The sequence below is a fragment of the Acidobacteriota bacterium genome, assembly GCA_030949985.1.
Classification (GTDB): domain Bacteria; phylum Acidobacteriota; class Polarisedimenticolia; order J045; family J045; genus JALTMS01.
On the sequence record JAUZRX010000023.1, the window covers coordinates 291088 to 301051 of the forward strand.

12 protein-coding genes are annotated in these 9964 nt (G+C 70.6%); 9 read left to right on the forward strand and 3 right to left on the reverse strand.

Going from position 1 to position 9964, the window contains the following annotated elements:
- Window positions 1–38: 38 nt before the first annotated feature.
- Window positions 39–764, reverse strand: coding sequence for a metal-dependent transcriptional regulator (locus Q9Q40_07055; protein ID MDQ7006973.1), 726 nt, complete (start codon window positions 762–764; stop codon window positions 39–41).
- Between the two features lie 52 nt (window positions 765–816).
- Between Q9Q40_07055 and Q9Q40_07060 the strand changes: the two genes are divergently transcribed.
- From Q9Q40_07060 to Q9Q40_07100, 9 genes are all read left to right on the forward strand, one after another.
- The gene (locus Q9Q40_07060; GenBank protein ID MDQ7006974.1) at window positions 817–1731 is read left to right on the forward strand and encodes a zinc ABC transporter substrate-binding protein; all 915 of its coding nucleotides are present in this window, start codon (window positions 817–819) and stop codon (window positions 1729–1731) included.
- Window positions 1728–2549: a metal ABC transporter ATP-binding protein gene (locus Q9Q40_07065; GenBank protein ID MDQ7006975.1), complete on the forward strand. Its 822-nt coding sequence runs from the start codon at window positions 1728–1730 to the stop codon at window positions 2547–2549. Before Q9Q40_07060 ends, Q9Q40_07065 begins: the two co-directional genes overlap by 4 nt.
- On the forward strand, window positions 2539–3831 hold the full coding sequence (locus tag Q9Q40_07070; protein ID MDQ7006976.1) for a metal ABC transporter permease: 1293 nt from the start codon (window positions 2539–2541) through the stop codon (window positions 3829–3831). The genes Q9Q40_07065 and Q9Q40_07070 overlap by 11 nt, the downstream gene beginning before the upstream one ends.
- Complete coding sequence (locus Q9Q40_07075) at window positions 3831–4754, forward strand: metal ABC transporter permease (protein MDQ7006977.1); 924 nt, start codon at window positions 3831–3833, stop codon at window positions 4752–4754. Before Q9Q40_07070 ends, Q9Q40_07075 begins: the two co-directional genes overlap by 1 nt.
- 74 nt (window positions 4755–4828) lie before the next feature.
- Complete coding sequence (locus Q9Q40_07080) at window positions 4829–5509, forward strand: FKBP-type peptidyl-prolyl cis-trans isomerase (GenBank protein ID MDQ7006978.1); 681 nt, start codon at window positions 4829–4831, stop codon at window positions 5507–5509.
- Between the two features lie 106 nt (window positions 5510–5615).
- Window positions 5616–6008: a desulfoferrodoxin family protein gene (locus Q9Q40_07085; GenBank protein ID MDQ7006979.1), complete on the forward strand. Its 393-nt coding sequence runs from the start codon at window positions 5616–5618 to the stop codon at window positions 6006–6008.
- Between the two features lie 19 nt (window positions 6009–6027).
- The gene (locus Q9Q40_07090) at window positions 6028–6588 is read left to right on the forward strand and encodes a hypothetical protein (GenBank protein ID MDQ7006980.1); all 561 of its coding nucleotides are present in this window, start codon (window positions 6028–6030) and stop codon (window positions 6586–6588) included.
- The gene (locus Q9Q40_07095) at window positions 6579–7649 is read left to right on the forward strand and encodes an AI-2E family transporter (protein MDQ7006981.1); all 1071 of its coding nucleotides are present in this window, start codon (window positions 6579–6581) and stop codon (window positions 7647–7649) included. Before Q9Q40_07090 ends, Q9Q40_07095 begins: the two co-directional genes overlap by 10 nt.
- A complete protein-coding gene (locus tag Q9Q40_07100; protein ID MDQ7006982.1) occupies window positions 7649–8554 on the forward strand; it encodes a sterol desaturase family protein in 906 nt (301 codons plus the stop codon). The genes Q9Q40_07095 and Q9Q40_07100 overlap by 1 nt, the downstream gene beginning before the upstream one ends.
- Here Q9Q40_07100 and Q9Q40_07105 read toward each other — a convergent pair.
- On the reverse strand, window positions 8506–9048 hold the full coding sequence (locus Q9Q40_07105) for a hypothetical protein (GenBank protein ID MDQ7006983.1): 543 nt from the start codon (window positions 9046–9048) through the stop codon (window positions 8506–8508). The two genes, Q9Q40_07100 and Q9Q40_07105, sit on opposite strands and share 49 nt — an antisense overlap.
- Window positions 9045–9587 carry a DUF2085 domain-containing protein gene (locus tag Q9Q40_07110; GenBank protein MDQ7006984.1) on the reverse strand — a complete coding sequence of 181 codons (543 nt, stop codon included), beginning with the start codon at window positions 9585–9587 and terminating at the stop codon, window positions 9045–9047. Before Q9Q40_07110 ends, Q9Q40_07105 begins: the two co-directional genes overlap by 4 nt.
- Window positions 9588–9964: the final 377 nt, after the last annotated feature.

Here is a 9964-nt window from a genome sequence, read left to right on the forward strand (position 1 = left end):
TCTCCCGGGCCCGGAACGTGGCGACCTTCCCCCGGAGGTCACTCTCCCGCCGCGCCTTCGTCTTCCCTGGCCACCAGCAGGCGCGCGGCGGCGCGGCGGCCGAGGCTGAGGGGAGACCGCCGGCCGAGAGCGAGGGTGACCGTGTCCGCGGCCTCGTCATGGCGGAGCAGGTGCAGGTGGTTGCCGGGGCGCAGGCCGAGGCGGGAGAGGTGCTCGAGGAAGCGGGGTTCCTGGTCGGCGACGCGGAGCAGCACCAGGCGCTCGCCCTCGGCGCACTCGAGCAGTGAACGCAGGGCGAGGCACGCGGTCTGGCCCTGGCGATCGGGGATCGGGTCGCCGTGGGGATCGAAACGGGGATGCCCCAGCACCTCCTCGATACGGTCGGCCAGCCGGTCGCTCAGAGCGTGCTCGAGTCGCTCCGCCTCCGCATGCACCTCGCTCCAGTCCAGCCCCAGCACCTCCACCAGCAGGGCCTCCACCAGGCGGTGGCGACGCAGGATCCGCGCTCCCGCCATACGCCCCCGGGGAGAGAGGCGGGCGCCGCGGTAGGGCTCGTAGTGCAGCCAGCCCCCGGCGGCGAGGGACTGGATCATCGCCGTGGCGGTGGAAGGAGAAACCCGGAGCCAGCCCGCCAGCCGGCCGGTGGACACCGGTACCCGCTCGCCCTCGGCCTGGCGGGCGTAGAGGGTTTTGAGGCAATCCTCGCCCGCGGCGCTCAGGGCGCGGGGGCGGGCAGCGGCGGACGAAGGCTTGCGGGTTGACATTTCACTAGTTAACACTATTCTTTTCGACGTGTCGAAACAAGCTTTTTTTACAATGCTTTGCATTCTTCTCGCCGCAGCGCTGGCCGCGGCTCTGGTGGGCTGCGCCCCCGCAGACCGGCCCTCGGGCGAGCGGTCCCTGCGGGTGCTGGCCACCACCGGCATCGTCGCCGACCTGGCCCGCAACCTGGTTCCCGAGGGGATCGAGGTGGAGGCGCTGATGGGCCCCGGCGTCGACCCCCACCTCTACAAGGCTTCCGAGGGGGACGTCAGGCGCCTGGCCGGGGCCGACCTGGTGCTCTTCAACGGCCTGCACCTCGAGGGCAAGATGGGCACCGTGCTCTCCAACATGGCTCGCGACCGCCGGGTGGTGGCCCTGGCCGAGACCCTGCCCGCCGAAGCCCTGCTCCACCCGCCCGGCGCGCGGGGCCAGGCCGATCCCCACGTGTGGTTCGACGTCTCTCTCTGGAGTCGGCTGATCGATCCCGTCGCCGCCGAACTCTCGCGCCTGGCTCCCGCGTCCGCCGAGGCGATCCGGCGACGGGCGGAAGCCTATGCCCGCCGGCTGGCCACCCTGGACGCCTGGGTCACCGAGCAGATCGCCACCCTGCCCCCCGAGCGCCGGGTGCTGGTCACCGCTCACGACGCCTTCGGCTATTTCGGCCGTCGCTACGGCATGGAGGTGGTGGGCCTGCAGGGCATGAGCACCCTGGCCGAAGCGGGGCTGGCCGACATGACGCGGGTCGCCCGGCTGGTGGCCGCCCGACGCCTGCCCTCGGTCTTCGTCGAGTCCAGCGTACCCCGCCGCAACGTCGAGGCCCTGGTGGCCGCCTGCGCGGACGCGGGCCACCGGGTGCGCATCGGCGGCCAGCTCTATTCGGACGCTCTCGGCCCCGCCGGCTCGGGCGCCGATTCCTACGAGGGCATGGTGCGTCACAACGTGCAAACCATCGTGGAGGGACTTCGATGAGCCGCTCTCCCGACCCCGCCCCGCCGGCCGCCGTGGAAGTCCACGACCTGACCGTGGCCTACCACACCCAGCCCGTACTGTGGGACATCGACCTCTCGCTGCCCGAGGGCAAGTTGATCGCCATCGTCGGGCCCAACGGCGCGGGCAAGAGCACCTTGCTCAAGACCATCGTCGGACTGGTGCGGCCGATCACCGGCTGGGTGCGGGTCTTCGGCCAGCGCTGGCCCCTGCGCCGGAGTTGGGTGGGCTACGTGCCCCAGCGGGAGAGCGTCGACTGGGACTTCCCCACGTCCGCCCTGGACGTGGTGGCGATGGGTCTCTACGGCCGCCTGGGCTGGTTCCGCCGTCCCGGACGCCGTCACCGCCGACAGGCCCGCGCCTACCTCGAGCAGGTAGGCCTGGCGGCCTACGCCGGGCGCCAGATCAGCCAGCTCTCCGGCGGCCAGCAACAGCGGGTCTTCCTCGCCCGGGCCCTGGCCCAACAGGCCCGGCTCTACCTGATGGACGAGCCCTTCGCCGGGGTCGACGCCACCACCGAGCGCGCCATCCTGGCCACCCTGCAGGATCTGCGGGACGAGGGCCGCACGGTGATCGCCGTACACCACGACCTGCACACCGTCCGGGAATATTTCGATCACGTGGTGCTGCTCAACCTGCGACTGGTGGCCGCCGGTCCCGTCGCCACGACCTTCACCCCCGAAAACCTCCAGCGCACCTACGGTGGCCGCCTGACGGTGCTCAGCCAGGCCAGCGCGGCCCTGCTCGACAGCCGGCGCATCGACCAGGTCGCCGACCGCCCCCGCCGCGATGGTCACTGACCTGTCCTGGCTGACCCCCTCGGTGACCGTGGCCCTGGCCGCGGCGGGCCTGCTGGGCGCCACCGGCGCGATGGTGGGCAGCTTCACCCTGCTGCGCCGGGAGAGCCTGCTGGGCGACGCCCTGGCCCACGCCAGCCTGCCCGGCATCTGCATCGCCTACCTGCTCAGCGGCCGTCGCGCACCGCTGGTGCTGCTGGCCGGCGCGATGCTCGCGGCCCTGGTGGGCGCGGCGGTGATCGTCGCCATCCGGCGCGGCAGCCGGATCAAGGAAGACGCTGCCATCGGCATCGTGCTCTCGGTTTTCTTCGGCCTGGGCATCGTGCTCCTCACCCGCATCCAGCGCATGGAACTCGGCGACAAGGCGGGCCTCGACCGCTTCCTCTTCGGCCAGGCGGCCAGCCTGACCCGAAGTGACCTGGTGCTGATCGTCGTCGTCTTCACCGTGGTGCTCGTCGCCACCGTGGCCTTCTTCCCGCTGCTGCGGGTGCTGACCTTCGACCGCGACTTCGGCCGCAGCCTGGGGCTGCCCATGGGGCTGGTGGAGGCCGGGCTGACCCTGGCCCTGGTGGCCGTGGTGGTGGTGGGCCTGCAAATGGTCGGTGTGATCCTGATCATCGCGACCCTGGTCACCCCCGCCGCCGCGGCCCGCCAGTGGACCGACTCCCTGGGCGTGATGCTGGTGCTGGCCGCCGCCATCGGCTCGAGCACCGCCCTGGCCGGCGCGGCGATCAGCGCCCGGGTGGCCGGGGTCCCCACCGGACCGGCCATCGTGCTGCTCTCGAGCGGCGTGCTGATCGCCTCGTTGCTCTTCGCCCCCCGCCGCGGATGGGTCGCCGCCCGGCAGCGGCGTCGGCGCGCGACACGCGCGATCCGCGAGGAGAATCTGCTCAAGGACATCTACCGGGCCGCGGAGGACGCCGGTGACCTGGCGGGCAGCGTGCCCCTCGCCCTGCTGCTCGGACTGCGCCGGGTCTCTCCCCGCCGCCTGCGCCGCACCACCAACCTGCTGCGGCGCGGGGGCCTGCTGCGAGAGGAGGGCGACACCCTGCGCCTGACCGACGCCGGCCGTCGGGCGGCGGCGGGAGTGGTACGCCGCCACCGGCTGTGGGAGCTCTACCTGACCCGCCGACTCGACCTGGCCCCCGACCACGTACACCGGGACGCCGAGGCGATGGAACACGTCCTCAGCGAGCAGACCGTCGAGCGTATCGACGACCTGCTCGGTCGCCCCACCACCGACCCCCACGGTCGCAACATTCCCCGTGACGACGAGCCGGCCTGATGAACCCGACCTTCGTCATCCTGCTCACGGGAGCCCTGATCGCCACGAGCTGCGCGCTGGTGGGATCCTTTCTCGTCCTGCGACGGATGGCCCTGCTGGGAGACGCCATTTCCCACGCGGTGCTGCCGGGAATCGTGCTGGCCTTCCTGCTCACCGGCCGGCGCAACAGCCTGGTGATGCTGGTGGGCGCCGCCGCGGTGGGCGTGCTGACGGTCTTCCTGGTGGAGCTCTTCGTCCGCTCCCGGCGGCTGCGGGAGGACGCGTCGATCGGCGTGGTCTTCCCCGCGCTCTTTGCCCTGGGCGTGGTGCTGGTCACCCGCTGGGCGGGGCAGGTGGACCTGGACGTGGAGTGCGTGCTCTACGGAGAGATCGCCTACGTGCCCTGGGACCTGTGGATCGTGGGCGACACATCCCTCGGCCCCCGGGCCCTGTGGACCGCCGGCGGCGTGCTGCTCGCCGACCTGCTGCTCGTCACCCTGCTCTACAAGGAACTCAAGGCCACCACCTTCGATCCGGCCTTCGCCGCGTCGGTGGGCATCTCGCCCCTGGTGGTGCACTACCTGCTGATGAGCGCGGTCTCGGTAACGGTGGTCGGGTCGTTCGAGGCGGTGGGCGCGATTCTCGTGGTGGCGATGCTGATCGTCCCCGCGGCCACCGCCTACCTGCTCACCGAACGCCTCTCGCGCATGCTGGCCCTGGCCGTGGCCGCCGGCATCGCCGCCTCCAGCGGCGGCTACCTGCTGGCCCGCTGGCTGGACGTCTCCATCGCCGGAGCCATGGCCACGGTGGCCGGCGGGCTCTTCCTGCTGGCCCTCGCGGCCTCCCCCCGCCACGGGTTGATAGCCCGCTGGTGGCGCCGGCGGCGGCTGACCGCCCGACTCCTGGCCGCCGCCGGGCAGGGCAAAAACGAATCCCGGGGGTAGACTGCTTGCTTTGCCGCGCGGCGGAAGGCGGAGGCCTCCCGCAACCGCGCCCCTTTCCACGGAGATCACAGACCATGAAGACCTCGCTCCTCGCCGCGCTGGCCGCCGCCTCACTGCTCGCCGCCCCCTCTCTGGCGGCCGACCCGGCCACCCCGCCCGCCACCTCCCCCGACGACAGTTCCACCCTCTACGCCCTGGGCGTGGCGGTCTCGCGCAACCTGCTCTCCTTCGACCTGAGCGAAAAGGAGACCGCCGAGATGCTCCGGGGCCTTTCCGACGGCCTGGCCGGCAAGGCGGACATCGACATCAACGCCTACCAGGCGAAGATCGTCGAACTCCAGAGCAGCCGCCTGGCCCGCAGGCTCGAAAAGGAAAAGGCCGCCGCCAGCGCCTTCCTCGCCCAGCAGGCCCAGCGCCCGGGCGCCGAGAAGCTGGATTCGGGACTGATCTTCGAGACCCTCGAGGCCGGTCAGGGAGACTCCCCCTCCCCCACGTCCCAGCTCAAGGTCTACTACAAGGGCAGTCTTCGGGACGGCACGGTCTTCGACTCGCGGCTGGCTCCCGGCGAGCCGGCCGAAATCCCCCTGACCAGCGTCATCTCCTGCTGGAAAGAGGCCTTGCCCAGGATGAAAGTCGGCGGCAAGGCGCGCATCGTCTGCCCGGCGGACCTGGCCTACGGCGATCCGGGCCGTCCGCCGGTGATCCCCGGCGGCGCCCCGCTGGTCTTCGAGATCGAACTGGTCGCCATCCAGTAGTCCGGGCGACGCTCGTCACCGCGTGGCGGCGTGCAGGTTCGGCCCCCTGTGCTAGCCTGTGCGTCCCACCCGGTCGCCCTCCCGAGGGAGAGAAAACACCCCCGACATGCCCAAGATCAACTACGCCACCGACATCACCGAAGACATGAAAGAGGCGAAAAAGGATTACCTCGATCGCCACACCCCCCACGTGATCGCCCCCGAGCGGGTCCGGAAGGGCGAGCCCTTCGCAGTCACGGTGAAGATGGGCCAGAACTATGTCCACCCCGACGTGGACGACCACCACATCCAGACCCTCCAGCTCTTCAACGGCGAGACTCTGCTGGCCAGCGCCAGCTACAACCCCGGCGCCGCCACCGGCGGGAAGGACGAGGCCAAGGGCTACACCCAGGTCACCTTCCAGATCAGCCTCCCGCGCAAGGGCAAGCTGACGGCCATGAGCTACTGCACCAAGCACGGCCTGTGGGTCAGCGAAGAGAAAGTCGTCGAAGTCGAGTAGGGGCGGCGGAGAGCTGCCGATGAGCCGCGAAGGATCGGGCTTGCGCCCCGCGTTGCGATTGCTGCTCTTCGTGGCGCTCTACGCGCTGCTGGCCAACGCCCGCTCGGTGCAGCCCAATCCCTTCGTTCCCGGCACGCTGATCTCCGTGGCCGTGATCGTCCCGGTGGCCGCGGGCCTGGTCTGCGGCCCCGGGGTCGGCCTGGGCACGGGAGTCCTCGCCGCCCTGCTCACCGCTCTCCTCCTCGCCGTGCGCCAGGCCCTGGGGCTGCCTCCCGCCGGCGTCGGACACGACGCCTACCAGGAGTTGCTCTTCGCCCTGCCCCATGGCGTGATGGGCTACCTGGCCGGCTTCTTTCAGCGCCACTGGCCGCCGCCCCTGCCAGCGGCGGCCCTCGGCGCCGGCCACCTGCTCGACCTCGCCGCCCTGACCCTCACCGGCCGCGTCGCCGCCGGCGCCTGGTCCTCGAGCGCCTTGTGGAAGGGCGTGGCCTGGGAAACCTTCATCGGCATGGCCCTCGTCACCGCGGCCGTCGGCCTGTTCCGCCTCGGTTTCGAGCGCCGGGTATCGACGTGGAACTGACCACCCATCCCCGGGTCTGGCGGATGCTGGCGGTGATCGCCGGGCTGCTGGTGGCCACGCTGCTGGCCCTGATGCACTTCAAGCTGATCTTCCTCAGCCTGGTGCTGGGCACCGCGCTGATCCTGCTCACCGAGAGAGTCGCCGAGACCTACCGCCACCAGGCCGCCCGCTACGGCCTCTCCCGCGGTAAACGCTGGATCTACGGCCTGGCGATGGCCGTGTTCTGGGGCGTGGCGGGCTACGCCCTGCTGGCCCAGTCGATGGATGACCTGGGCTCGGCCCTCGAGCAGATCACCGAACGGGACCGCCCCATCGTCGCCACCTACATCGAGCAACTCCGGCCCTACCTGCCCGAGGCCATCACCACCAGGAAGCTCAGCGACGAGGAGATCCTGCGCCTCCAGCGCGACGGTCTGCGGGCGCTGACCCGCTTTCTGGCCGACCTGCCCGGATTCTTCCTCAACTGCCTGCTGATCATTCCGCTGATGTTCTACGTCTACTTCCACCAGAAGGAGCAGATCGTCGACACCATCAGCGAGGCGGTGCCAGCCCGTTTCCGGGGCAGCTTCACCCGGGCGACCCGGGACGTGGCGACACACCTGCGGGGTTTTTTCGAGGCCAAGTTGGCCGAAAGCGCCCTGGTGGGCGGCATCTGCGCGGTGGGCTTCTTCGCCGCCGGCGTGCGGGGCGCACTCGCCCTGGCTCTTTTCGCCGGCTTTCTGAACCTCGTCCCCTACCTCGGCCCGGTGATCAGCGCCATCCCGCCGCTGTGGATCACCCTCGCCGTGGACGAGCCCCACGTGGCGCTCTACGTGCTGGCGACCGTGATCATCGCCCAGATCGTCGATAATTTTTACATCATTCCGTTCATGATCTCCGACCGGGTCAAGGTCAACCCCCTGCTGAACATCATTCTCATCCTGGTCGGCGCGCGGCTCTACGGCGCGGTGGGCATGCTCTTTGCCGTGCCGGCCTACCTGGTCTTCAAGACGGTGCTGCGTGACGCCTACCGGGAGCTGGTGCGCTTGCACGATCCGGCCCGGGCCGTGGAAAACTCCTGATGGCGCCCCTGCCGACCCTCGAATCCATCGACATCTTCTCGCGCCAGGGCGAGACCGTCGTCGCCCTCGGGCGCACGACGATCTGGCTGGCGGCCCTGCTGGCACTGTCGATCCTCGAAACCCTGTGGCCCCGCCGGCCGCGCCACCAGCCGCGCGCGGTACGCTGGCCGACCAACCTGGCCCTGCCGGTGATCGGCACCCTGGTGGTGCGCCTTTTCGCTCCCCTGGCACCGGTGGCGATGGCCGCCTGGACCCAGGCCCACCACGGCGGCCTGCTGCCCCTGCTGCCGGGTCCGCGGTGGCTGCCGGAGGTCATCGCCCTGGTCTTGCTCGACCTTGCGATCTGGCTCCAGCACCTGGCCTTCCACCACCTTCCGTTCCTCTGGCGCTGGCACCTGGTGCATCACACCGAAGAGGACCTGGACGCGACTTCCGGCACGCGCTTCCATCCGGCGGAGACGCTGATCTCGGCCTTCTACAAGCTGCTGGTGATCGCGGTCCTCGGCCCGGCCCCGGAAACGGTCATCCTCTTCGAGATCCTGCTCAACCTGCTGGCGGTCTTCAACCACGCCAATCTGGCCCTGCCCGCGAGCTGGGACCGGGCGCTGCGACTCCTGATCGTCACGCCGGACATGCACCGCACGCACCATTCGGTGATCCGCCGCGAACAGGACTCCAATTTCGGTTTCAACCTTTCCCTGTGGGACCGGCTCTTCGGCACCTACGTCGCCGATCCCCGAGGCGGACAGCGCGGCCTGCGCCTGGGGGTCAGGGGCGTCGACCCCTCGCGGGGCCGGAGCCTCCTGGCCGCCCTGGCCCTGCCCCTGCGACCCGATCCCCGGCACGCCGACGCGGATCAGCCCACGGGCGGCGGGGGCGGCGGGGGCGGCGGGGGCGCGTCGTAAGTCGGCGACGAAGGCGGGGGCGGCTCTTCGATCTTGAAGATCGCGCCACCGATGGCTCCGCCGATGGCCGCGAAGATCACCCCCAGAACCAGACCGAAGATCGCGCCGATCAGCACTCCCGAACTGCTGCCCATTGCGCGGACGATTTCCACGGCGATCGGGGGCACATCCGGATTGGCCTGGAGCTGCTCGACGGCCTCTTCGATGGCCGCCGTCCCCATCATCATCCGCACCGGCAGGGACACCAGGGTGCTGGCCATGGCGTAGAAGACACCCGTCAAAACGCCCAGAAGCGCCCCCTGGCCGGCCCGGAACCCCGCACCGACCTTCGCGCAGTCACGGGAGTAGACGAAGGCGGCGAGAACACCCGAGCCGATGATCAGCGCGCAGCAGAAGCAATTGAGTATGTTGATCATCGGCAGGCCACCGGCGATGCCGAGGGACAGCCCGCCGATGGCGGCCGCCTTGACCATTCCAGGGGACGAGGTGCTCATCCACTTTCCTCCAGCGTGCCGGTCCTGGCCCGGGAAGACCGGCGCTTGAAACTCGGCCCGGAGCGAGACATCCGCGCCAGGTCGTCGAGAGCGTAGGCCAGCAGCCATCCCAGGACGGCGCCGGCAGGCAGTGAAACCAGGGCCCGGAGCCGATTCCCGGTACCGACCCCGAGAAAAAGGTGGAGCCATGCATCGACGCCGGTGGGCAGCAGGGCGAGCAACCACCAGCGGGAAGGCGCCCGCACCCCGCCGCCGCCCGTCACCGTCACCGCGAGGGCGATCAGCGACAGCGCTCCTCCCAGGTAGAGCCCGAAACAGCGGGCGCAGACAGCCATCGGCCCGAGGGGAGTCGTGAGTGTCCGCTGGGGAAGCTGGTGGCAGATCAGGCTGCAGGCATGGTCGAAGAGGAACGCCGCCGCGGAGCTGTCCGACGCCGCGGGAGAGACGACCAAACCGGCGACGAAGGCCGCCGCCCCGATGGCCGTCAGTACCGCCCACAGCCCAGCGCGAACCGCGGTGGGCCGGCGCCGATGGGTCATCCCCTTCATCCGAGGCATTCTAGCAGCCCACCCGAAAAGCCTCCTTCCTCGTTTTTTTCACCGTGGAGCGAACAATGTTGTTCCTGGCTGCCCGGCCGGGGGGGGGGCCGGAGCGAGCCCCGCAGCCCCCCCCCTCGCCCGCCGGTGACGGCCCGGGGAGCGCCCACGGCCCCCCCCTCCCGGCGCCGCCGGGCGCGGGAGCGCCCCGGGATCCATCGGCCGGGCGCGCTCAGAAAGCGTTCTTCAGGTCGTGGGGCTTGACTTCCAGGTGGGACGGGAAGGGCAGGCGGCGGCGATAGACCGCCTCCCAGGTCGGCGGCAGGTCCACCTCGAAGGGCTGGAGCCGGCGGGCGAGGATCCGTGTCCAGTCCCAGGGC

What these genes read in the sequence shown, in the direction of transcription:
- Q9Q40_07085 (MDQ7006979.1), top strand. Translation starts at nt 5,616, where the DNA reads ATGCCCAAGATCAACTACGCCACCGACATCACCGAAGACATGAAAGAG.
- Q9Q40_07100 (MDQ7006982.1), top strand. Translation starts at nt 7,649, where the DNA reads ATGGCGCCCCTGCCGACCCTCGAATCCATCGACATCTTCTCGCGCCAG.
- Q9Q40_07055 (MDQ7006973.1), bottom strand. Translation starts at nt 764, where the DNA reads ATGTCAACCCGCAAGCCTTCGTCCGCCGCTGCCCGCCCCCGCGCCCTG.
- Q9Q40_07065 (MDQ7006975.1), top strand. Translation starts at nt 1,728, where the DNA reads ATGAGCCGCTCTCCCGACCCCGCCCCGCCGGCCGCCGTGGAAGTCCAC.
- Q9Q40_07090 (MDQ7006980.1), top strand. Translation starts at nt 6,028, where the DNA reads ATGAGCCGCGAAGGATCGGGCTTGCGCCCCGCGTTGCGATTGCTGCTC.
- Q9Q40_07060 (MDQ7006974.1), top strand. Translation starts at nt 817, where the DNA reads ATGCTTTGCATTCTTCTCGCCGCAGCGCTGGCCGCGGCTCTGGTGGGC.
- Q9Q40_07070 (MDQ7006976.1), top strand. Translation starts at nt 2,539, where the DNA reads ATGGTCACTGACCTGTCCTGGCTGACCCCCTCGGTGACCGTGGCCCTG.
- Q9Q40_07110 (MDQ7006984.1), bottom strand. Translation starts at nt 9,587, where the DNA reads ATGACCCATCGGCGCCGGCCCACCGCGGTTCGCGCTGGGCTGTGGGCG.
- Q9Q40_07075 (MDQ7006977.1), top strand. Translation starts at nt 3,831, where the DNA reads ATGAACCCGACCTTCGTCATCCTGCTCACGGGAGCCCTGATCGCCACG.
- Q9Q40_07080 (MDQ7006978.1), top strand. Translation starts at nt 4,829, where the DNA reads ATGAAGACCTCGCTCCTCGCCGCGCTGGCCGCCGCCTCACTGCTCGCC.
- Q9Q40_07105 (MDQ7006983.1), bottom strand. Translation starts at nt 9,048, where the DNA reads ATGAGCACCTCGTCCCCTGGAATGGTCAAGGCGGCCGCCATCGGCGGG.